The sequence below is a fragment of the Oceaniferula spumae genome, assembly GCF_042849255.1.
In the GTDB taxonomy this organism is placed as follows: domain Bacteria; phylum Verrucomicrobiota; class Verrucomicrobiia; order Verrucomicrobiales; family Akkermansiaceae; genus Oceaniferula; species Oceaniferula spumae.
In genome coordinates this window covers 1,944,038-1,966,963 of sequence record NZ_AP026866.1, presented here as the reverse complement: position 1 = coordinate 1,966,963, position 22,926 = coordinate 1,944,038, and the positions used below count along the sequence as shown (strand labels likewise).

Here is a 22,926-nt window from a genome sequence, read left to right as displayed (position 1 = left end):
TCAGACTGTGTGGATTTTGAATAGGTCGATGTGGATAGGAGGTGATTGCCGCTGGCGATAATCCACTCTACAATTTTCAGCATACCCGTTAGTTATATCGTCATGCCCAACCCATACACAGGAATCGGAAATCCATACACTCGCTCTGAAGTCAACGAACGCCTCCGCGACACCCTCGCTAAGGGCGAACCCATCATCGTCGCAGGAGCCGGCGCTGGTATTTCAGCCAAATTTATCGAGAAGGGCGGTGCCGACCTGATCATCATCTACGCCTCGGGTCGCTTTCGCATGGCGGGTGCCGGCTCGATCGCTGGCATGATGGCCTACGGAGATGCCAACGCCATTTCCATGGAGATCGGTGAGTTCGAGGTTTTACCAGTCGTCGAGGAAATCCCAGTCATCTGCGGTGTGCATGCCTCCGATCCCCGCCGCCGCATGTGGCACTTCTTGAAGCAGGTCAAAGACATGGGCTTCTCTGGCATCAACAACTTTCCCACCCACACGATCATCGACGGCCAATTCGGCCAATCCCTCGAGGAGACAAACATGGGGGTGCAAAAGGAAATCGACTGTGTCGAGCTGGCCACTTCCAAGATGGACCTCTTCTCAATCACCTACGTAGCCAAGCCTGAAGAAGCCGCTGCCATGGCCAAGGCCGGTGCGGATGTCGTCATCGCCCACGTTGGCTGCACAGTAGGCGGATCGATCGGTGTCAGTGATGCGTCGATCGGCCTGGAGCAAGCTGCCAAAGACACCCAAGCCATTTGTGAAGCGGTCCATTCTGTGAACAAAGACACGTTGGTTCTTTCCCACGGCGGCCCGATTCTATCACCTGCAGATGCCGCATATATCAATGAACATACTGATACCGTGGGTTTCGTCGGTGCATCGTCTATCGAGCGTATGGCGGTAGAAGGTTCCATCACCGAGCTGACTCGCGAGTTTAAATCCATCCCGGTCAAACGCATCAAATAGAATACCGTAAAACTTCTAATCCTCTCGACCCAATGACAATCGCCGTTCTCGGAACTCTCGACTCAAAAGGCCACGAACACGAGTTTGTAGCCGATCAAATCCGTGCCCGAGGTCACGACGTCATCCTCATCGATCTCGGCACCGGTTCGGATCCGCAAGTCACTCCGGATATCACCCGCTACCAAGTAGCCGAAGCAGCGGGGCTCGATCTGCAGGCGCTCATCGACAAACAAGACCGTGGAGAATGCGTCGTCGCCATGGCCAAAGCCGCTCCGATTCTCGTCAAACAACTTGAGGAAGATGGCAAAATCCAAGGCATCATCTCCTTAGGCGGGGGAGGGGGCACCGCGCTAGCCACCTCATGCATGCGTGAACTTCCGATTGGCTTCCCTAAAGTCATGGTTTCCACTCTGGCGGCTGGTAACACCGCACACTACCTCGGCACCAAGGATATCACCATGATTCCATCCGTTGTGGATGTCGCAGGTTTGAACTCCATCTCAAAAACCATCTTCACCCGCGCTGCAGGAGCTATTTGCGGTATGGTGGAAGCCGAGATCGACACTGCCGAGGATAAACCTCTCATTGCCGCGTCGATGTTCGGGAATACCACCGACTGCATCAATATCGCCAAAGAAGTGTTAGAAGATGCCGGCTATGAGGTTCTGGTCTTCCACGCTACCGGTTCCGGTGGAAAAACAATGGAGGCTCTTATCGAATCCGGTATGGTGAAAGGTGTGTTAGATATCACCACCACGGAGTGGGCTGATGAACTAACAGGCGCTACGCTCAGCGCCGGTCCGACCAGAATGGACGCGATGAGCAAAGCAAAAATCCCCGCTGTAGTCGCCCCCGGTTGCCTCGATATGGCCAACTTCGGAGAACGCGATACCGTCCCCGAGAAATATAGCGACCGACTCTTCTACATCCACAACCCCCAGGTGACACTCATGCGCACTAATGCTGATGAGTGTGCGCAGTTGGGAAAAATTATCGCTGACAAAAGCAATGCCAACCCAGCCCCCACGGCGATCCTTATTCCTCTGAAGACGGTCTCTGTCATATCAGCGGAAGGTCAGCCGTTTCATGATGCCGAGGCCGATGCAGCCCTCTTCAATGCCATCCGCGAGCACGCCAAGGTGGAAGTCATCGACTACAATGAGGAAATCAACAGCGAAGTCTTCGCCAAAGCTGCCGCAGGAAAGCTATTAGAACTAATCGCTTCCAGATGAGAACAAACATCAATTTGCACCCGGTGCATGCAACTATTTTTAACTATTCACATACACATACCGCCTAATCTTTCACATCATGCTACGCTTTCTCACACTGCTATCAATCCTCGTCTCTTCACTAACCGCTGCCCCTCAATTGATCCCCCTGCCAGCCTCAATGGAGATCAAAAAGCACACCTTGAAAGTCCCTGCATCCATCATCTATCACTGCCCGGAAAAATTCACCTCCACCCTGGAGGTCGGACTACCCCAGCTCAAGCTGTCCGCGGCCATCAAAGGCAAATCCTTTCTAAAAGTCACCGAGGATGCAAGCCTCCCACACGAAGGTTACACCCTAGACACCACGAATGACCTTATAAAAATCACAGCATCCTCAAAAACCGGCGTCTACTACGCCACCCAGACACTGCTCCAGCTCATGCCACCCGCAGTGTTCGCAACTGATAAAAACATACGGGAAATCACCATCCCAGCCGTCCTAATTAAAGATCAACCACGCTTCGGCTGGCGCGGACTGATGCTTGACTCCTCACGCCACTTCCAAACCATCCCAGAGATCCATCGCTTCATCGACAACCTCGCCCACCACAAACTCAACGTCTTCCACTGGCATCTAACAGACGGCCACGGCTGGCGCTTTGAATCAAAAAAATACCCCAAACTCACTGAGATTGGAGCGTGGCGGACCCAACCCGGCTACCCGGTGAAAGGGAAAAAGGAAAAATACGGCGGCTTTTACACGCAGAAGGAAATGCGCGAGGTGGTCGCCTACGCCAAAGCTCGCGGAGTCACCATCGTGCCGGAGATCGACATGCCCGGACACTGCTTTTCATTTGTCGCCGCCTACCCGGAATGTGGCTGCCTACGCAAACCCCAAGGCACTGATTTCCTATACACTTACCCAGCCGATGCCCAGCGATTCCCATCGAAATTCGGCACTGACGTCCTCTGCGTCAGTCAGGAAAAAACCCTCACCATGTGCAAAGACATCCTCGATGAAGTCATGGAGATTTTCCCTTCCAAGTTCATCCACATCGGCGGTGACGAAGTGAATAAAAACTACTGGAAGAACTGCAAAGACTGCCAAGCATTCATCAAGAAAAACAAACTCCACGGCGAGCATGGTTTGCAAAGCTGGTTCATTCAACAACTTGATAACCACATCACTTCGAAGAGGCGCCGATTGATCGGCTGGGACGAAATCCTTGAAGGCGGACTTGCTAAAAACGCCACCGTCATGTCATGGCAAGGCGAACAAGGGGGTATAAAGGCTGCCAAGATGGGGCACGATGTTGTCATGTCGCCGCAGACATACATTTACCTCGATCACGGCCAGTCTCACAGCGCCTTGGAGCCACCCCACTGGCCCGGACACAAACCACTTGATCGAGCATATAATTACGAGCCGATGCCCAAGCAACTCTCACCCAAGGAGGCTAAACATATTTTAGGTATTCAGGGAAATGTATGGACGGTCTTCACACATGAAGAATGGCTCATAGACATCTGCACATGGCCCCGAGCCTGCGCCATTGCAGAAACAGGATGGTCACCGAAGGAAAAGAAAAATTGGGATGATTTCTATCAACGCCTTTCGCAAACCCACCGTAAGAGGCTGGATTATTTGGGTATCAATTACTGGTGGGGAAATTCTGCCAATCTGGGTGAGTGGAAACCTTCCCAGCTGAAGCCTAACAACGAACACGTCACACTGGAATACGACGTTACCGATGCCACTAAAAATCTACCTGCTGGCAAACACCCAGTCACTCTCACCTACACCAAAGGCGAACATGCACTGTCCATTATTTCCGTAGCACTGTTAGTCGATGGCAAAGTCGTCAGTAAGGAAGCCCATGAAGGAATCACAGGAAGCGAGCACAGAAACAACACCTATCCACTGACGTTCCCGACTCGCACGACGGGTGCCAAATACACACTTCGGATAATCGGCCACGGCAGCGACGGGCCAGACTCTTCCGGCAGAATTACCATTTCTTCAGTGGAAACGAAGATACTGAAAAAGCTTCCGTATCAAGACGGGTATCAACTTGAAGAATAGATCAGCTCGAAAACGATGAACAAACGCACCTTTCTCAAGACATCCACCGGGAGCCTCGCTGCCACGATTGCAGGTTCCTGATTCTCACTGGCTCTCACTGAAGCGCAAAAGAAAAATCATGGGAAGGTGGGTATCATCACCGATCTGCACTTTGGAAATCTAGCTCCCGATGCAAAGGAGCGGCTAGAAGTGTTCGCCAAGGCCGTTGCCAAAGAAAAACCTGACGACGTCATTCAGTTAGGTGATTTTTGTCATCCGGAAGAACAGGCAAAAAAAGCTGATGCAGTCATGGAACTCTATGCCTTTCCCCAAGTATCATGTACTGGAGAACCACGATATGGACAAGGGTAGTAAAGCCGATATCCAAAAACTCTGGGGCATAAATAAACGTTATTACGATTTCGATCTCAACGGATGGAAATTCATCGTTGTTGATATGAATAACATCAAAAAAGACGGCCAGTATATCCCCTATGCGAATGCGAACTTTTACGTCAACGGTAGCATGCGCTCCTGGCCAGATCCTGAGCAGTTAGAGTGGCTGGACGAGACTCTTGAAAAAACAAACCTTCCTGTGCTCATATACACTCACCAGCCTTTCGCGCCGCCATCTGCGGCCACCAGCACAACGACTGGCACCGTCAGGTCACCAGCACTCACCATATTTGTATTAACAGTGCTTCTTATCTCTGGAAAGATGGCAAGCCTTGGGCATACAAGGATGCACTTTTTACCTTTATGGAAATCAAGAGCGGCAGGTTAATTCTTAGCGGTATGAAGACCGGGTATAAAGTGCAGCCCAAGGGCGTCGGAAAAGCTCCAGAGATCTCTGGCCGATCAATTGAATTAATCTAACAATACATTTTGATCCCCAGAAATGGCGTAATCTACCGCATCTCAGATCACTACCCAGTGGTAGTTGATTTTGATGCAATGAAATGAATTTTTATGCGCTCATTTCTAGGGAACTTTGATTCACGATATCCATGGCTTCGTGGCATTATTTCTCCGTAGTGATCAACCTCGTCTGTGATGAAGTCTCTATGAGTCATAGGTTACTTTCTGCGGAGCAGTATCAGCGCTAGGCCGCCGAGGCCGAGAAGTGCCGTGGATGATGGCTCGGGGACAGATTCAATTGTCAGAGCAGCCCAGTTGCCTTCTAAACCTGTAGCCGTCGCAGTTCCAGTAATGACACCCGATCCATCGGAAGTCAAAGTAAGGGTTCCACTCTGAGCACCACCATTGCCCAATACCAAGTCTGATACACCAGTGGCAGAATAAGTAACTCCGCGAACGGCTGTCTCGTTTTTTCCAAGAGTAAAAGTGAAGGTATGTTCAGTATTCGCAGCAAGCCCGGATAAAGAAAAAGTAATGGGCTGGCTTGTACCCAATCCTCCACCAAAAAAGAGATAGTCTCCTGTCAGAAGATCGGTCTCACCATCATTACCAGACCAAGCTGATACATTGCCTGTAATATCAAATGTCGCCGCACCCTCTGTAACGGTGGGGTTATTAGTTACAGCATTGTCTGCCCCCAATCCGACAGCCTCAAGAGCTGTGTAACCAGATTCCGTCCCAATGGGCGCACCAGCACCAAAATCACTTTGATCAGTAGATCCAAAGTCAAGTTGCATTACTGTCGCCGCAGAGAGACAGCCACTTAAAGAGGCCGCTAAAGCAGTCGTTGTCATTGTCTTTTTCATATCTTTGTTGTTTGTAGTTTGTTGTTTTAGTTTTGCTAGAAGTCCTACATACGAGCCCAACAGACTGGGTGAGGGAATAGTTGCAACTAACACTGCCAAACTATCTGATCAGCTGGTGCATTTCTTGGCTATTTGGGACATTTTTTGGTATTTTTAAGCCATGCTAGGCGATTTCTCGGCCTCTGATATGGATACATCGGAGAAGTCTGGCTGCAGTTTAATGGCATCGCCCTCCATGAAGGTATCTTGAGCGAAGATATAAGTGCTGGTCCCGTTGGCTTCGGAAGAAACAGGGAAAGTAATTTTCTTTCTAACAAAGAAGCGATAAATTAACGCACCATATGCGGGTGGGAGTCACTATGGTCACTCAGCTGAGATCAGACAGCTTGAATTACGTAAAGCAGGGGCTGCCGGAAGTGTCCATACCACCTATTAATACCCGAATTGTTGTACGTAAGGAGCCAGCTTTTCCTCAAAGGGGGCCAGTTGTTCACGGTAATTCTCCCATCGCTTTATTGAGCTTTGGTAAATCGGTTGAGTGACGTCACTGTAAGTCGGAGAGAACACTACTTTGCTACGGACGTGACTCTGAATGTCCAGTTGTGCCGGGTTCCACTCCAAGCCCAAATGGCTGGTGACGCGGCGGGCTTCTCCTTCGAAATCACCCACCACATCTTCATAGCGCACTTCCATCCATGGATTGGAAATTTTCTCCCGGATATCGAGCCACATTTGCATGGCAAAACAATAGTAGTCGACCGTTTCCTCCAGAGTAAGCCAGTTGATACTCCAGTCGTTGATCCCCACAGGCTGCATGAACGAGCTGAGTATCACATCCCTCGGGTCACGCAGGGCGAAGATGATACGGGCGTCCGGAAACAACCGAGCGATCACTCCTAAGCGGGTGGTCAAAGCCGGGTTCTTATCGAGCCAGACTTTGTTCTTTCTTGTCTTTCTACCTATGGCTCTGAGCCAGTGTTGCCGGTAGTTCTTGCGAAGCTTGCGGACGTAGTTGGGTGACATCGAATCAAGAAAATTGGTCAGATCACTCTCTCCCTGTTTGCCATAATCGAGCGCGACCGGCATCCAAGCAGTGTTATGAAAAATACTAGTCTCGTCCGCACTCACTACATCCGGGTGTGCGTCAAGGGCTTGTTCAATCAAGGTGGTACCACTGCGGGGATGTCCTAGCAGAAAACACGGCTGACGGTCATGCAGGGTGGGGGCAGACTGTTGGCCCGCCCAGTCGCTTAGTGTTTCGGGCTCGATCTTCCTACAAAGTCCGGTCAAGATTCTTACCGCACCACGACGTCCACGCTCGGAAATTTTGTAAGCGTCTGATTTCATGTGATGTGACTTGGCATCCTTGAGTGTCTTGTAAGCGGTCGAATAATCTCCTAACTTATCATAGATGAGAGCCAATTCATATTGCAGGGAAGCAAGAAAGTCAGACTGCGTAGGATCTGTTGCTGCGATCAATTCTTCGAGTATTGACCTTGCCTTATCAAACTCACCACGTCGGCGATACAGCTTGGCGGAAATAGAAAAGTAAGCGGGAATCCGGTTCGCTTCAGCCACTTGGTCGAGAACCTCTTCAGCATCATCCAACTGGTTGCTCAACTCAAGCAACTCGGCCTGTCGTATTAGTGCCACAGGCTGCAAAGCCGGTTCATGCACCGCTCTGCGCATTGCGTCAATCGCACGAGGGTAATCTCTGGCCACTTGGTAAGCTGCGGCCAGCGGGATGAGCAAGGAGGGATCGGTTTCTGCAAAGCCAGAGACTTTTTCCAAACAGGCCCGGCTCTGGTCGGGATACTCAATGGCATGATAGCACTTTCCCATTTCGAGGTAGGCAAAGGGATCGCCAGGATCTCTCCTAACAGCTTCCTTGAAGTGCTTGATCGCCAATTCATGCTGATTGGTTTGCGCCGCCGCGAAGGCCGCCACCAGCAGATTGTGGTCGGTGAGCTGTTTCAGTGAAGTTGCCATCGGCAATGCGAATCCGTGTCCGAGGCGAGTTTATAGAGAGCATCTATGATCATGTCCAACCCGAAGAACAGCATCAACCGATGAATCAGGATATGATCGCTCGCTTATGTCTCGGCTGAAAAAAAATTCCCCTCGCACGCAGAAGGCGGGCGAGGGGGCAACTACATCAGTATTGTGGAAGATACAGTATGCTCGACGATGATTACTTACGCCGACGGAATACGAGGGCTAATCCACCGAGACCTAGCAGGGCTAATGAAGAAGGCTCGGGAATAGCACGGAGCTGGTATGCGTTCAAGTCGCCGCCGGGCCCGCCATCAACTCCAAATATGAAATCCTGGGTCGTGCCAACAGCGGTGAATGTGCCTATTGCAGAGGTTCCCTCAAGAATAGTACCGGCACCGTCGGAATAAGTATGTGTGGCATCATTACCTGTATCACCATCATTATCACCGAATGTCATGGTCCTGCCCGCAGTAAAGCCGCGGCCATCACCAATGAATAACTGGAGTTCGTACTGCTGTCCGTTGGTCAGTCCAGTCAAGGTCTGCACCGCCGCGCCCGTGTAACCCAGAGTGGAGAACAAAACATCCAGATTTGCGTCTCCGGTACTTACCCCTGTGGTAAATGCATAATTATTGCCGAGGAGATTCGTGTTGGTGAAGGTGACTCCGTTAATGTCGAGTGTTCCTCCGCCTATCTGAGAGTCATCAGAAACCAGGTTAATGGCTTCGACTAGCGTTCCATTCGTGCTGATATCTGTCGCTGATGTGCTCAAGTCGGCAGATCCAAAGGTGATGACCGCCGCTGAAGCGGAACTAATCATCGAGGTGGCTGCAGTCAACGCTGCCGCATATTTGGAATATCGTGTTGTGTTGTTCGTGTTCATTTGTGTGTTTTTTCTTGGAATCTCTCTCTCTCTCAAACCTTGTTGCTTGAACTGAGGGGGATTGATCAAAAATATGTGTGATCTGAGGCCATCGTAGCTGGTCGAAATCTGTGGTTCTAGGCTTTCTCGGACATTTTTTATGATAATTACGCCATTTGATTGACGGGTATATAGTAGTAATCGGTCTGACCGGAACCCGGTTCAAAATCTTGAAAACAGATGAGCTTTGCATCCTCTATCACATGGACATGGTCTGATTAGTCGCAAAGAAAAACGATCCAGAACGCGGCGATACCTATTCTGGGGCCTCGGTAAAGGTAATACCGTGGTAGTCCATGCGATTGGTTTTTGGGTTCCAACTAAATACACAGATCTCGCGTCGCGTTGGGCGGATCACACAGGTGGACGAGCTGAGTAATTTCCACTTCTTCATCTCTGGATGGTAGTAGGCGTAGCTGACAGTTTTATTGGTCGATTTGGTAAGACTGGCAGCACGGTAAATACTACTTTCTCCCGGCTTCAGCCCTAGTTTTTTCTCTCCTACATTGACCGCTACATTTCTCGGTGTGAGGTTAATAAATAGCCAGTTTCCATTTTCAAACTTCGAGAGGCTAATAACCCGGGTAGAGCAGAGCTGGCCATTCTTCGCGACTTTCAATGGGGATAGGACAATGAGAGCCTTGCGAGTTTCCTTCGGGATAATGGCCTTGGCATAGGAGATAAACGGATTCTTCTCGTGGTCTGGATTTTCTTTGACGAAGTCAATGATACCATCCGTGTGGATCTTTACCGGCTGACTGGCAGTGCGTTTACTGAGTTGAAGCTTTGTATTTTTGTTCCCAGAGCGAATGATGATCGGTTCATTGAAAAACATCCCCCCTCCGGTGTAAATGATGTAAGCGGTGCGGGCTTTGTCTTTTCGGCCGTCCTTCTCCTCGCCTGCATCCTGCCCTTGTACAACAGTCACTAACAGAAAAAGTAAAGCAGCGGTGAAGATTTTTTGTATTCCGTTTAAAGTCATGATCTATATTTCATCTTGATTAAGCCAACGGAAAGAAATGATCCGGAACTGGCGTCCCCACTTGCGGTTGGTTTCTGTGAGTTCCGCGTTATCAGAGAAAACCCCTTCGTCACTCATCTGTCTTGCGGGAACTTCTGGAGAGTTTGTATCGTCTACGTAATCGGGAACACGCTGCACAATAGCTTCACACCACGCTCTTGCCTGTATGTTGCCCTGAGCATCTCTTGACTCGCCGTAACTGCGGATACGGAAGGTATCGTCTCGGGTGTTGAGTGAGTTACTGATGGGTCTCAAGAGATCAGACTGAATAACATAGCCGGGGATACCGGTGAAACGGGAACCAGTGGCAGCCTCCGGTGTGGCATACTGAATGCCACTTATGTCCTCGCTTGAGATCATATCCTCGCTTGTTTGTTTGTAGCGGTAGTTGATCGATTTCGAGTCTGGAGCGTTGTCATCGTAATCAATAGCGCTTTGCAATGCTCCCATGAGCCCAAGTTCGTCATCAGACAAGCGACGGTTAATAAATTCTGATAGGTTCAGAAACGGGCCGCGGAGTTTAACTTGTTTGACACATTCCTCGGCAAGCTTGCGCAAGTGTGCATCATCCAAAAATCGGACGCCCGACCAGGCAGTGGCACCGTCGCTACGTGTGACTCCAGATTCCACATCTTTTGTTTCCTTCTTCGTTGTGGCGGTATTGAATCGTGAGATGCCGATGAGTTTACCGCTGGGAACATCGATTTTATTCAGGGAACCGTTAGACCGACAGACCATCTGCCGTTCACGAATGCCGGCGAAAAGAGCAAACCATGCATCAGCGGATGTGCTGTTAACATTGAACATGCCATCGACAACAATATGCTGCGCGGCCTTGAGGTAGCCATCCTTAGCCAGAAGCTCCCCCTTGATATCAGTGGCGATTTTCTTCCCCTTGTAGAGCTGGTAACGCGAGTAGGCTGGTGCCTTTCCCTTATCGAGAAACGCGTCGACTGTCTTGTTGAGACTGTTTTCTGATCCCGCAGTCGGTCGGGATGGATCAGATAGAGTGGAGACAAAGTAATCGTCCCAGAGGGCGTCATTGGTCAAGAGGGTGTGATCCCAAAAGTCATTATAGGCCTGATTGTCCCGCATGGTCGTATTGTTTGCCCAGCTTGATACATCGTAGCTTTTTGAATTGTCGAAAAACCGATAGACATCATTGCTCGGCAACATGGGATGAAGGAATGAATTCCCAATTGCCGGTCCGGTGACGCCACTTTGATAGGTTAGCGATTTTGCATCGAAGTTGTTCAGTGAATTCCATGCGCCTAAATAGTTTCGGCTTGCTTTGGAATACTGGTTTACATTCGTCCAGCCGGGATTAACCCTCATGTTAGAAAAGGCCGCTAGACTGGAGAGGGGGGCGCTGGGAAGTTCCAACATCGGCGCAGCCGTGATTTTCTCACGTGGGTTGGAGCCGGAACCCAAGAAAGCATTCTCCCCAGCGTGCGGAACCACTTTGGGCATATCCGCTGATGACATTGGGCCAAAGTGAAAAACATACGGATTATCGGATCTCTGGGTATTGGCGATGCCTTCGTCGTTAGATATGAACTGTCCGCTGCCAAAGTAATAACCCGGTGCCTGCATCCAGTTCTTACAACGCCAATCCTTAGCCCAGTTGATACTTTCGTAGTCCAACTCAGATGAAGTTTTAATAACAAATTGATTGTATGAAAAAGGAACTGGCTCGTTGTCAGAGAATTGCCAGTAGGCGATGTTTGATGTGCCCGCTGGAGTGATCTGTGTATCGGCTTCGCTAGTGCGGAACCAATCGTGCTGATACGATGTGCTGAGCCACCTGCCATTGCCCGGAGAGTACCATGCAAATGGATTGTTAAGTCCACCTGGGGTATTTCCAAACCAGACATTACCACCCTCTCCAGCCGGATTACCAAAGGTGATCGCCATACCGGGGCGTTGAGAGCTGGTCACATTGGGGAACAGGAGAAGTTTGTCTCCGCCGATGGCCTGCGGATCAAAGCCGGGATAAAAATTCGTCTGCTTACCACCTGATGAGCCGTTACTGCGGTATGAAAACAATTTCATTTCTCCGGGCTTAAAAACAATGTCGCTACTGCTACCGGAATTAAAGTATGAGCCGTGGTCCTGTTTAAGATCTTGAGAAACCGGCCTTATGCCTCCCTGCTGCGTCGCCCCCAAGTATCCGTAGTAATTGAGTGGAAGTATCTTATACGGCAACGAAAGCGTTGAAATGGCTCTGTTAGGAACGCGCAGTTCCACGTTATAGGGGTTCCAAAATGTATAGATCGGCGTATAGACAAGGTAACAATTGTAACGCTTAGGTGTGCTGTTTGATACAAGTACACTCTGGAGTGAGTAGATAAAGGTTAACTTCGAAAGAATGGGAAGACGTTGGTAATGATTACTGCCGTTCCATTGAGCCGGATCTGTCATCATCGCGATATCTGTGGCGGGCTGATTTCCCTGCCATGTGAGACTTCCTTTATTGCTGGTAGGCGTTCCTGTTGCATCGCTGGGGGATTTATACATCCGGTAGTAGTGCCGCATATTGGTCCAAGATGCGAAATGCCGCCCCGGCACCTTCGGGTTTTTCCCAGCGAGCTCAGCAGTCATAGGACGGATTGACGGCTCCCTGACGTCTCCATTTGAAAAACGATACCTCGCAGGCAAGTCGTTGTTGTTTAGCTCAAAGAGTAGACTGATGTCCTTTTTCATTCCCCCTAGACGCAGGTTGGTCATTAAGCCCTTTGCATGGGCTGTTAGATTAAAGAAGTGTTTTTTGGCCGTATCAGAATCGACATCGGCTAACGCGATTGAGCCTTGCGTGATCACTCGCTTTGCTTGGTGGTTTGCAGATCGAAGGCCATCCATGCCGTCGATTTCCGGCACGCCGACTTCTGTCGTTCCTCCTTGCGCCGTTTCCCATTCAGGAGCCGACAGAGTGCGCTCGTTGTCTGATAGAGGCACCTTGGCTTTATGATTTTCAGGACTCACCCACCAGGCTATACGGCCTCGGTTCGTCACCTCCTGTAGATAAGCTCGTGTGATTTGATCGTCTGGAATAGTGCTTCCTTCTCCCAGAGTGCCCTTACCCACTATCACTACAGAGTTGTCATCGGTTAGGCCTGCACCATGCACAGGGGCATTGATATCCGTCTCCATGCCTATCGGGAGTGATAGTAACCATCGCCGAAACATAGGCTCGCGTTTGGATACGTAGGTATCTTGGATTACATAGCTATTTCCCGAATTCCCATCGAGTTTGGGTACTGTGTAACTGCCGTTGAGCCAACTACCCCAAGCATTATAGCTAGCGCACCATCTGGATTGTTGGAGGCCGTCAATTTGAACAGTCTGCTTATTTTGATCGAAGATTGCCGATTCGGTTGAAATCCTCTGGTCGGGTCCCATTTCGTGCTGAAGCTCCCCAAGAGCAATCATCAATGCCATGCGGGCATTGGCACGCGCCTCCTGCTGAGCTGTGCCGACACGCGAAGACCGAGTCTCAAGCGTGCTCAGGCTTAGCATCGCAAGCGCTATCATAACCAACAGCACCATCACTGAGATCGTGGCTACCAAAGCAAAGCCCGGCTTTCCTTTTCGAATGATCTTGCCACAAACTATCGAATGCATAGCTACAATATAAATACACAATGGCCGCTTTATAGGGTGAGTCGGCCATATTTTAGTAAATTCAAGCCATTTCAGGCACTTTTCCAGTCGATGGAGTAGAGTCGAGAGTGAAGTCAGGGAGTTTTTTAGCAACTCCACCTGCCATCGCGGATTCGTGGGCTAGGATGCCAGTGCAGGTCCAGTTGGCGGACTCTACTGCGTCTGGGAATGGAGACCGATTGTCTAACACGGCGCTGACAAACTCGTGCACGAGGTGAGGGTGGGAGCCACCGTGACCAGCACCCTGAGTAAATGAGCGATGTTCTTCTCCCTCTTTACCGCCAAAGACGCCACCCGTGGTGAAGGGCGCGATTTCAATGGGTAAAAGATGCGCAAAGTCTGGGCACTCGATTTTTTCCGGGATTTCGGGTTCTGACTTCTTTGCGGTATGTACGACGAGGGGCTCGTTCTCGATGAGGGGCCACTCCACACTTTTTTCAGAGCCATAGGCTTCAAAGCTTTCGCGATACTGCCGCGCAGTGTCAAAGAGTGAGCGCAGCACTTGGCCATGCACATCCGAGTCTTTGAACTTAATTTGAGCGGTCTCGATGGCAAAGGGGGAGCCGTATTGCTCGATGAGTTCATCACGGATTCGGCCGGAGCCAATGCACGTGACGCTCTCGGCCTTGGCACGTGTTAGGCCGAGCACGGGACCTATGCAGTGGGTGGCGTAATGCATCGGTGGCAGGCCGGGCCAGTAGTTCGGCCAGCCGTCCATGTCTTGCTGGTGGCTGCCTTGGAGGAACTGGAGACGACCCAGTTCACCTTTTTGGTAGAGATCTTTGATGTAGAGAAACTCACGGGAGTAAACGACGGTTTCCATCATCATGTAGTGCAGCCCGGTGTCTTTGACCAAGCGACAAATTTCCTCGCACTCCTCGATGCTGGTCGCCATCGGCACGGTGCAAGCGACGTGTTTGCCTGCCGTGAGCGCCTGAATCGATTGCTGACCGTGCACAGGAATCGGAGTATTAATATGCACGGCATCGATGTCAGGGTCTGCTAGTAGATCATCGTAGGAGGTGTAACGTTTCTGAACGCCGAACTTGTCGGCCACCTCATTTAGGCCGTCTTCATTACGCTGGCACACCGCTGCCATTTCCGCACCTGGATGGCGTTGATAGATGGGGATAAACTCGGCTCCAAATCCTAGACCAACAATAGCAACTCTCACTGGGGTGTTATTCATAATTGAGATGCAATCTATATATACCCTTTCGGAGAATCTTGGTTGATATGGACTTTTTTTATGATATATCGGACATGCGAAAACCGTATGAATGCCCAAGCAGTATGAAAAAGACCCTTCAGGATCAAAAGCAATGGCTGGATAGCATTGCGTCAGAAGCCTCATTCGAGCAGCTCTTTGATCATATTCCGGGGATTTCGTTTTTTGCGAAAAATGCACAGGGCGTTTTGATGCGAGGAAACAAAAATTATCTCGCCAGATTCAACCTGTCTTCTGAGGCGGATCTCATTGGACTGTCCGACTACGATCTCATGCCTTCTACTCTGGCCGATCACTTTAAAAAAGATGACGAGGAAGTCATTAACAACGGGCAGCCCAAACTCCACATCATCGAACTCTTTTTTAACCGTCAGGGATTACCCGACTGGTATATCACTAACAAACTACCTCTGTTCTCAAATAAAGGAAAAGTCATCGGGCTTATGGGCATCATACGCAGCCACGCAGGAACCCATGATCATAACCAAAGCTACGCTCGTATTGCCCCCGCAATGGAATACCTTCGGTTACATTTCCGCGATAAAATCACGATTAGTGATCTTGCAAAAACCGCAGGACTTTCGCTCAGGCAGTTTGGTCGATGTTTTGCTGAGACATATGGAATTTCCCCTCAAAGGTTCCTCATCAAAACGCGCGTACAAGCTGCATGCGAGTTATTGCGCGACAGTAATGAGGACCTAGCAACTATAGCCCTCAGTCTCGGCTTCTATGATCAGAGCTCATTTACGTTGCAGTTTCGCAAGCACATGGGGCTGACACCTCGTCGATATAGATCCCAAGCGCAAGCAGGCTGAGAAAAATGTCTCATTTCTCATAAATTTTGTCTCATAGAGCCAATCATTTTAAGCCCATTTGGTGGACTCTATCCCTGTCTTTTGCAGCAGAGTTCTGCCATGAACTAGAGCTGCTTATTGAGACGCGACACCTAGCATATTTTTAAATGACCCGATTAATCATCCTATCATGTATCTTCGTTGGAACCATTGTATCCACTCAAGCTCAAAAAATTGAATCGTTATTTGATGGCAAGTCCCTTAACGGATGGTCAGGAAATGAAGCGGTCTGGCGAGTAGAAGGTGGCGCGATCACCGCCTCCATCGACGCGGGAAAAAAACTGAGCCAAAATGAGTTTATCTTCTGGAAAGAGGAGATGCACGATTTTGATCTTACTCTGCAATATCGCATCACGGGAGGCCCCACGGCGAACTCTGGTATCCAGTTCCGTAGTCAACGCAATTCGAATGGTCATGCTGCCGGTTATCAAGCTGACATCGATGCAGGCAAGACCTGGCTGGGGCGTATCTACGATGAGCATGGACGCGCACTCATTTTAGAACGTGGCACATTGACTAAAATATCTCCGCAGGGCAAACGTCACGCCATCCCTTTTGCTGATCCTAACAGCTTGGAGAAACATGCCAAAAAAGACGACTGGAACACCTACCGAATCTTCTGCCGAGGAAATCGCACGGAGATTTACATCAATGGTGTCCATTTCTCGACACTGGAAGATTATGAGACGGGTAAACTTGATCTCAAAGGCCTGCTTGCATTCCAGATCCACTCCGGTGTTGGGCCAGCAAAGGTGCAGTTCAAAAACATCCTCCTGCGCAAGCTGCCTGTCTCGGATCCTGATAAAACTTCCCCCGAACGTAATATCGGCATCGTGCCTAAGGACGCACCCAATATAGGCTTTGAAAAAGGCAATCTCTCAGGCTGGAAAAGCGCGGGCGATGCTTGGAAAGGGCAACCCGTCAAAGGTGACACCGTCGCCGCACGCGGTAGAGGTTCCAGTCAACATCAAGGCGGTTTTTGGTTAGGAGGATACGAGCCAAGCAAAACCGATGCCGCTACCGGCGTCCTTACCTCCGCTCCATTCACCGTCACGCATCCTTGGGCATCGTTTCTCGTCGGTGGTGGCGATCACTTTGGCCTTCATGTGGATCTCCTTGTCGATGGTTCCTCCAAGTCTGTTTTTTCTGTGCGTGGTCAAAACTCTGAAAACATGCGCCGCGTCTCGGTTGATCTCAGCAAATACATAGGAAAAAAAATGGTCATCCGCATCACCGATGAAGTCACAGGAGGGTGGGGGCATATCAACTATGATGACTTCCGTTTCCACCATCATCCACCTGTCACTCGTGACGCCCGTCTCACTGGCAGCCCACTGCTCTGGCATCTGCAAAAAAACCCGAATCAGAAAGACCCATTAGCAACGGTTCGCGGCATGGATGTTCCAGTTGGTTTCGAAGTCACCACGGTTGCCTCTGAACCTGATATCCGCCAGCCTATCAGTTTTAATTTCGATGCCAAAGGTCGCATCTGGGTAGCCGAAGCCCTCGCTTACCCGCGCCGCCAGGCGGAAGGGAAAGGGCAAGACCGCATCATCATCCTTGAGGATAAAGACGGCAACGGCTCTTTCGAAACGAAAAAAGTTTTTGCCGAGAACCTCAATCTCGTCAGCGGATTTGCCATCGGTTACGGTGGCGTCTTCGTAGGTGCTGCACCAGAACTCTACTTCATTCCGGACAAAAATGGCGACGACAAACCCGATGGTCCGAAACAAGTGCTTCTCGACGGCTGGGATCTTGCCGATACCCACGAGACACCCAATTCCTTCATCTGGGGCAACGATGGTTGGCTTTACGGTTGCCACGGAGTTTTCAATAAATCCTGGGTTGGAAAACCTGGCACGCCCAAAGAGAAACGCACTTACATCGAGGCAGGCGTCTGGAGATTTCACCCTGTCTCACATGCGTTCGAAATCTACGCTCATGGTGGCTCTAACCAATGGGGCTTAAGCTACAATGCCACCGGTGATATGTTTATGACCCACTGCCGCAGTGCATGGGGTCTGGGTCCAGTTACGCAGCTTTTCCGTGATGGCCATTACTGGTCGCAAGCCAATAGAAACCACCAACCGTTCATCGCTGCCCCTCCAAGCGGTTACACAAGAAGCAGCATCTCAGAAACCAACTTCATGACATCCATCGCCGCATACGGACACGGCGAAGGTGGTGCTGGAATAGGTGGATCTAAAACCATTTTCGGCGGTCACTCACACGTCGGCACCATGGTGTATCTCGGTGATAACTGGCCCGAGGAATACCGGGGGAATCTTTTCACCCTCAACCTCCACGGCAGCCAGATGAACCGTGAAACTCTTGTAAAAAAAGACTCGGCCTACCTTTCCTATTCTCATGGGAAAGATCAGCTCTACTCATCCGATCCGGAATACCTCGGTGTGCACCTCAAGTATGGTCCTGACGGTGCCGTGTATATCTCCGACTGGGCAGACAAACAACAGTGCCACCGCAACGATCCTAAAATTTGGAATCGCACCAATGGGCGGATCTACCGCATGGCGTGGAAAGAAAGCTTCAAGCCGGCGAAAGTTGATCTAACAAGCACATCCTCTGCCGACTTGATCCAATACCTCTCGCACACGAACGAGTGGTATTCACACATGGTGCAGCACATCTTGCGCCAGCGAAGAGTCGCTGGAGAAGATCTCACCACCCTTTCGGCACAGCTCCGTAAGCTCGTTATAAACCCAAGCAGCCAGCATCGCCTCCGCAGCCTAGTAGCTCTCCAAGCGGTGGATGGAATTACCGATGAAACCTATCAAAAGTTACTCAATGATCAGGATGAACACATCGCCAAGCTCGCCCTCATCTACCTTACCGAGAGACCCAGCGAAGAAACAAAATCCTTTGGTGCACAGCTCTTGCAATTAGCAAAAACCACCCCCTCAGCCACACTTCGCCTCCACCTCGCCGGTGCCTGCCAGAGTCGTATAGCCGAACCCTACGCCCGCCAAATCATCGAGACCTTAGCCATGAAGTCTGAGGACGCTGATGATCGATTCATCCCCAAGATGATCTGGTATAGTTATAGCCGGTATGTTGCTGAAAATCGCGAAGCCGCCGCCCAGCTTGCCATGCAGACGCCTCAGCCATCGCTGCGCCGGTCCATTTTCTGGAAGCTCGCCCAGCTCGATCTCAATCAAGCTATGGGTTTTGCCATGCAGGATTCTAACAATAATCTAGGTGATGCCCTCGGAGTCTTCAGCCAGTCTCTCATACAGCAGAAAAAAGTCACCGCTCCAGCAAATTGGAAACCACTCGTTGCCAAGGCCAGTCTCCTAACAAGTCCAATCATTCAAAAGTACATCGCTGAACTCAATACCAAGTTCGGTCTCAAGGAGATTGACCTCGCCGCGATCCGCAAACAGCACCTGAAGGCGCGGCAACAAGTCTTCATGGTCTGCTCCGCCTGTCACGCACCAGGAAAAGATCAGCCCGGACCATCACTTGAGGAAATCGCCCGAGTCTACAACAATAAAGCCGACATCATCAAGTGGATCAAAACCCCTGGTAAAAAACGTGAGAAATACCCCGCCATGCCAGGTTTCCCACACATGGAACAAAAGGATCTAGACCTCGTTGCCGAGTATCTGCTTGAGCTCAAAAAATCTCAGAAATAGCAGAACGACTTCATTCACTAACACTTATCGAGTATAGATACCTAACAAAAATATCTACTGCCTCAATGTCACCACGAATATGATTGGTAAAACAAACACTCTCACATTTCAAGTTCTCTGCATTGCAGGGGCTGTTCTCCTTACGGTCACTCAGATACTGGAAGCTCAAACCGAGGTGCCGCTTGATCTGGATAAGACGGTGATTACAGCAACAATCACCAGCAAAGAGCAAAGCGTAAAAAAGCATCCCCTTTCGATGATCACCGATGGGAAACCGGAAACTTTCTACTGGTCAGGCTGCAAGCTCAAGCAGGGAGACACAATCAATCTGGTGTTTAATACACCACTCCCCCTGGGGAAAACCCTCAAGATTTACAGCGGCCTTGGGTTGAAGGACAAGGAGGATGGTGACCACCTTCAAGACGCAGTCTTGGATGTGTCAGAAGATCAGGGGAAAACCTGGCGTGAAATCAAAGCATTCCATGCAGGAAAACTTGAGCTTAAAACACATGGCAGCGCAGCTCACTACCGTATCCGTGTCACGAAACACACAACTCATTGGGTAGCTATCCGCCATATCTCCGTTTCTAATAGTCCTTTGACGCAACATACCATCTCCGGAACAACATCCTTCCGTGGAAAAAAAGTGCCACTGACGATCACAACAGATTTTGAAGGATTTGATGACCTGAAGCCGAGGTTTCAGGAAATGGCAAAACTCTACTTCGAGGTGTGGCCCAAGCTTGTCACATGGCTCGGAGTGCCAGGAGATGAGGTTCCTCATGATATCGACGTCTTTCTAGTGAAAACACTCTCACATCCTGCCCACGCCGCCAATCACACAATGACTATTAGTGCCAAGCATTTGCGTAGTCATCCTAAAGACACCGAAGGCGTTTTTGTACACGAACTAGCTCATATTATTCAGCAATACCCGAAATATGAGCCCAGCTGGTTTGTCGAAGGTTCGGCCGATTATGTCCGTTACCGACAGTATCCAGATCGGCACTGGGCAAATACCCAGAGAAAGCACATGAATAATGATAAGCCATTTGGCCACTATTGGAACTCCGCATGTTTCCTCCTATGGATGGAAGATCGATTTAAGAAACCCATCGTGGCTCAGGTATCTCGTGCCATCTACAATGGGAAATATGATGACCGTTTGTTTCATCAATTGACGGGCGTCCCTCTCAAAACTCTCGCTCAGCAATATAAACATTCAAAATACAGACCCACCAAACCAGTGAATTAGGTTCTCAGAAACCTCGCAGAAAACCGACTCTTTGATCGTGTCAGCTCCGAGTCATCATTCACTATAAAGAACATCATATGTACAACAATCTCACCTCCTATGTCCTGTGCCTCTTTCTCGTGGCCTCTGCTGCCGTAGCCAAAAATTTGCCGCTCACCACCGTTGGTTTCAAGAAGATCCAACTCCTTGATAAATACATCACAGAAGGAGCTTCCATCGGTGATGTCAATGCCGATGGTAGGCCCGACGTCATCGCAGGCCCACTCTGGTGGCAGGGACCAGAGTTTAAGAAATCTTTCTCCTACGCCCCCTTCAAAGCTTATCCTATCAAAGGCCCCGGGCTCAGTGGCTACTCAACGAATTTCTTCACCTTCCCTGATCAAATCACCAAGGACAAATGGACCGATATTCTCAAGGTCGGTCTACCAGATCAGCCTGCTCACCTCGCGATCAATCCTGGGGTAAAGCCGTTCATTGCTAGCAACACCAAGCACCAATGCCAGCACTGCAAGGCGCAGGATAATATCTGTAATGAATCACCGCAGCATCTCAATGTGTTAGGCAAAGGCAATCAATTGTTAGCCTTCAGTCACAATCACATCACCCTGTCCGAACCTGGTATAGACCCCACCAAGCCGTGGGAAGTCTACAAGGTTTCACCGAAAGATGGCGCTCTGCAGATGTACACCCACGGACTCGGCGCGGGCGACATCAACGGCGACAAACTCCCGGACATCCTCGAAAAACGCGGCTGGTGGCAGCAACCTGACAACTGGGATCGCAAGACGCCGTGGGAATTTCACCCCTACCCATTCGCCCCCGAGCAAGGCGGTGCTCAGATGTTTACTTACGATATCGATGGCGATGGAGACAACGACGTTGTCACCGCCCTCAACGCCCATTCATGGGGGCTCGCATGGTATGAGCAGATCAAAGAAGGAGGCAAAATATCCTTCAAAAAACACACCATCATGACCGACAAATCGGAGGGTAATCCCTACGGAGTTTGCTTCAGCCAGCTTCACGCCATGGCATGCACAGACATCGATGGCGACGGCATCAAGGACATCGTCACCGGCAAATGCTTCTACGCTCACAATGGTCGTGACCCAGGTGCCGAGCAGCCCGCCGTGCTCTACTGGTTCCGCACCACTCGTCACGAAGACGGTACTACAGAACTCATCCCATATCAAATCGATGACAACTCTGGAGTCGGTCGACAGATATCCACGGGCGATCTCAATGGCGATGGAAAGATGGATATCGTCGTCGGGAACAAAAAAGGCGTGTTCGTCTTCATCCAGACCGACAAGCCTGAAAAATAATCAGCATGTGGAAAATGCACATGCAAATGTGGGAATATATCCCTTCCCCTCATGCCGAATGCGAGTCTAATCTACTCGCACGATGACCAGACACTTCGGAGTATTCGAATTCAAACCAGAAATCACCCAAGAGCAGATCGATGAATCATTCGCGGCGCTTGTTGACCTGAAAAACAAAATCCCCGGACTCCAATCCGTGGAGCACGGTCCTTACAAATCGGACGAGGGCCTGAACGATGGATTCACTCACGGCTTTATCATGACTTTTGATACTGCAGAGGATCGTGACAATTATTTGCCTCATCCGGATCACTTGAAAGTCGTTGATTTGGTCCAGCCGCGTCTTGCGCGCCTCGTGGTCTTTGATTTTGACCTTTAGTATCCAACATTTTCAGACTTTGAAAAAACAACTGTTTTCTCTCCTCTCATTCGCAGTAATCAGCCTCGCCGCGTCTGCTCAAGAAGCGCCAAAAACTGTCGAGCTCTTCGACGGTAAAACCCTGACCGGATGGAAAACCGTCAACCCGGCCTTCGCCAAAATGTGGTCAGTTGTCGACGGATCGATCGTTGCGGGAGATGGCAAAAATAAGATCGCTAAGAACACCTACCTCGCCACCACCAAGGAATACGGCGACTTTGAGTTCCGCTGCCTGTTTCGGCTCCAAGGCGACCACAGCACCGGCCTCATCAACTCAGGGATTCAATATCGCTCGATCATTCGTGGCAAAAAAATCATCGGCTACCAAGCAGACATCGGCAAAGATTGGTGGGGTGGTATCTATGATGAACACCGCCGCAAAAAGTTAGTCAAAGGCGATGAGTCCAAGCTGAAATACGTCCTGAATGAAGACGGCTGGAACTCATATATAATTCGCTGTAAAGGCAATCTTCATCAGCTCTACATCAACGGCGTGCTCACTTCTGAATACGTCGAGAAAGATCCTAAAATCCCAGCCAAAGGTGTGATCGCAGTTCAGATCCACTCGGGGGGAGTTGCGAAGGTTGAATTCCGTGATCTCACTATCACGGAACTCTAAC

At 50.1% G+C, this 22,926-nt stretch carries 17 protein-coding genes; 11 read left to right on the top strand and 6 right to left on the bottom strand.

Annotated features, from left to right (window positions below; all coding sequences use genetic code 11):
- Positions 1–102 precede the first annotated feature (102 nt).
- The 5 genes from ACSPJT_RS08160 to ACSPJT_RS08140 all read left to right on the top strand — a co-directional run bounded on the left by ACSPJT_RS08160 (position 103) and on the right by ACSPJT_RS08140 (position 5,035).
- A complete protein-coding gene (locus ACSPJT_RS08160; protein ID WP_435895882.1) occupies positions 103–975 on the top strand; it encodes a phosphoenolpyruvate hydrolase family protein in 873 nt (290 codons plus the stop codon).
- Positions 976–1,007: 32 nt separating this feature from the next.
- Positions 1,008–2,207 (top strand): Tm-1-like ATP-binding domain-containing protein, encoded by a 1,200-nt coding sequence (locus tag ACSPJT_RS08155; RefSeq protein ID WP_435895881.1) that lies wholly within the window; start codon positions 1,008–1,010, stop codon positions 2,205–2,207.
- Positions 2,208–2,286: 79 nt separating this feature from the next.
- A complete protein-coding gene (locus ACSPJT_RS08150; protein ID WP_435895880.1) occupies positions 2,287–4,272 on the top strand; it encodes a beta-N-acetylhexosaminidase in 1,986 nt (661 codons plus the stop codon).
- Between the two features lie 126 nt (positions 4,273–4,398).
- Positions 4,399–4,623 carry a hypothetical protein gene (locus ACSPJT_RS08145; RefSeq protein WP_435895879.1) on the top strand — a complete coding sequence of 75 codons (225 nt, stop codon included), beginning with the start codon at positions 4,399–4,401 and terminating at the stop codon, positions 4,621–4,623.
- Complete coding sequence (locus tag ACSPJT_RS08140) at positions 4,610–5,035, top strand: hypothetical protein (protein ID WP_435895878.1); 426 nt, start codon at positions 4,610–4,612, stop codon at positions 5,033–5,035. Before ACSPJT_RS08145 ends, ACSPJT_RS08140 begins: the two co-directional genes overlap by 14 nt.
- Before the next feature lie 292 nt (positions 5,036–5,327).
- Here ACSPJT_RS08140 and ACSPJT_RS08135 read toward each other — a convergent pair whose 3' ends face one another.
- The 6 genes from ACSPJT_RS08135 to ACSPJT_RS08110 form a co-directional block, all read right to left on the bottom strand.
- Positions 5,328–5,975, bottom strand: a complete 648-nt coding sequence (locus ACSPJT_RS08135) for a PEP-CTERM sorting domain-containing protein (RefSeq protein WP_435895877.1) — start codon at positions 5,973–5,975, stop codon at positions 5,328–5,330.
- 432 nt (positions 5,976–6,407) lie between these two features.
- Complete coding sequence (locus ACSPJT_RS08130; RefSeq protein ID WP_435895876.1) at positions 6,408–7,964, bottom strand: tetratricopeptide repeat-containing sulfotransferase family protein; 1,557 nt, start codon at positions 7,962–7,964, stop codon at positions 6,408–6,410.
- Between the two features lie 202 nt (positions 7,965–8,166).
- Positions 8,167–8,853 (bottom strand): PEP-CTERM sorting domain-containing protein, encoded by a 687-nt coding sequence (locus ACSPJT_RS08125; protein ID WP_435895875.1) that lies wholly within the window; start codon positions 8,851–8,853, stop codon positions 8,167–8,169.
- Between the two features lie 295 nt (positions 8,854–9,148).
- Positions 9,149–9,874: a hypothetical protein gene (locus tag ACSPJT_RS08120; protein WP_435895874.1), complete on the bottom strand. Its 726-nt coding sequence runs from the start codon at positions 9,872–9,874 to the stop codon at positions 9,149–9,151.
- Positions 9,875–9,877: 3 nt separating this feature from the next.
- Entirely contained in the window at positions 9,878–13,534 is a 3,657-nt protein-coding gene (locus ACSPJT_RS08115) for a hypothetical protein (protein WP_435895873.1), read from the bottom strand.
- Positions 13,535–13,595: 61 nt separating this feature from the next.
- Positions 13,596–14,762 carry a Gfo/Idh/MocA family protein gene (locus ACSPJT_RS08110; RefSeq protein WP_435895872.1) on the bottom strand — a complete coding sequence of 389 codons (1,167 nt, stop codon included), beginning with the start codon at positions 14,760–14,762 and terminating at the stop codon, positions 13,596–13,598.
- A gap of 47 nt (positions 14,763–14,809) precedes the next feature.
- Between ACSPJT_RS08110 and ACSPJT_RS08105 the strand changes: the two genes are divergently transcribed.
- From ACSPJT_RS08105 to ACSPJT_RS08080, 6 genes are all read left to right on the top strand, one after another.
- Positions 14,810–15,616 (top strand): helix-turn-helix domain-containing protein, encoded by an 807-nt coding sequence (locus ACSPJT_RS08105; protein WP_435896191.1) that lies wholly within the window; start codon positions 14,810–14,812, stop codon positions 15,614–15,616.
- 146 nt (positions 15,617–15,762) lie between these two features.
- Complete coding sequence (locus ACSPJT_RS08100; RefSeq protein WP_435895871.1) at positions 15,763–19,308, top strand: PVC-type heme-binding CxxCH protein; 3,546 nt, start codon at positions 15,763–15,765, stop codon at positions 19,306–19,308.
- A gap of 79 nt (positions 19,309–19,387) precedes the next feature.
- Entirely contained in the window at positions 19,388–20,563 is a 1,176-nt protein-coding gene (locus tag ACSPJT_RS08095) for a basic secretory protein-like protein (protein ID WP_435895870.1), read from the top strand.
- A gap of 77 nt (positions 20,564–20,640) precedes the next feature.
- Entirely contained in the window at positions 20,641–21,888 is a 1,248-nt protein-coding gene (locus tag ACSPJT_RS08090; RefSeq protein ID WP_435895869.1) for an FG-GAP repeat domain-containing protein, read from the top strand.
- Between the two features lie 82 nt (positions 21,889–21,970).
- The gene (locus ACSPJT_RS08085) at positions 21,971–22,267 is read left to right on the top strand and encodes a Dabb family protein (RefSeq protein WP_435895868.1); all 297 of its coding nucleotides are present in this window, start codon (positions 21,971–21,973) and stop codon (positions 22,265–22,267) included.
- A 19-nt stretch (positions 22,268–22,286) separates the two neighbouring features.
- On the top strand, positions 22,287–22,925 hold the full coding sequence (locus tag ACSPJT_RS08080; protein WP_435895867.1) for a 3-keto-disaccharide hydrolase: 639 nt from the start codon (positions 22,287–22,289) through the stop codon (positions 22,923–22,925).
- Position 22,926: the final 1 nt, after the last annotated feature.

Bases quoted from the DNA above. Each gene is read 5' to 3' on its own strand.
- ACSPJT_RS08085 (WP_435895868.1), top strand. From the start codon at position 21,971: ATGACCAGACACTTCGGAGTATTCGAATTCAAACCAGAAATCACCCAA.
- ACSPJT_RS08130 (WP_435895876.1), bottom strand. From the start codon at position 7,964: ATGGCAACTTCACTGAAACAGCTCACCGACCACAATCTGCTGGTGGCG.
- ACSPJT_RS08120 (WP_435895874.1), bottom strand. From the start codon at position 9,874: ATGACTTTAAACGGAATACAAAAAATCTTCACCGCTGCTTTACTTTTT.
- ACSPJT_RS08105 (WP_435896191.1), top strand. From the start codon at position 14,810: ATGGACTTTTTTTATGATATATCGGACATGCGAAAACCGTATGAATGC.
- ACSPJT_RS08100 (WP_435895871.1), top strand. From the start codon at position 15,763: ATGACCCGATTAATCATCCTATCATGTATCTTCGTTGGAACCATTGTA.
- ACSPJT_RS08135 (WP_435895877.1), bottom strand. From the start codon at position 5,975: ATGAAAAAGACAATGACAACGACTGCTTTAGCGGCCTCTTTAAGTGGC.
- ACSPJT_RS08140 (WP_435895878.1), top strand. From the start codon at position 4,610: ATGGACAAGGGTAGTAAAGCCGATATCCAAAAACTCTGGGGCATAAAT.
- ACSPJT_RS08110 (WP_435895872.1), bottom strand. From the start codon at position 14,762: ATGAATAACACCCCAGTGAGAGTTGCTATTGTTGGTCTAGGATTTGGA.
- ACSPJT_RS08125 (WP_435895875.1), bottom strand. From the start codon at position 8,853: ATGAACACGAACAACACAACACGATATTCCAAATATGCGGCAGCGTTG.
- ACSPJT_RS08090 (WP_435895869.1), top strand. From the start codon at position 20,641: ATGTACAACAATCTCACCTCCTATGTCCTGTGCCTCTTTCTCGTGGCC.
- ACSPJT_RS08155 (WP_435895881.1), top strand. From the start codon at position 1,008: ATGACAATCGCCGTTCTCGGAACTCTCGACTCAAAAGGCCACGAACAC.
- ACSPJT_RS08150 (WP_435895880.1), top strand. From the start codon at position 2,287: ATGCTACGCTTTCTCACACTGCTATCAATCCTCGTCTCTTCACTAACC.
- ACSPJT_RS08115 (WP_435895873.1), bottom strand. From the start codon at position 13,534: ATGCATTCGATAGTTTGTGGCAAGATCATTCGAAAAGGAAAGCCGGGC.
- ACSPJT_RS08095 (WP_435895870.1), top strand. From the start codon at position 19,388: ATGATTGGTAAAACAAACACTCTCACATTTCAAGTTCTCTGCATTGCA.
- ACSPJT_RS08160 (WP_435895882.1), top strand. From the start codon at position 103: ATGCCCAACCCATACACAGGAATCGGAAATCCATACACTCGCTCTGAA.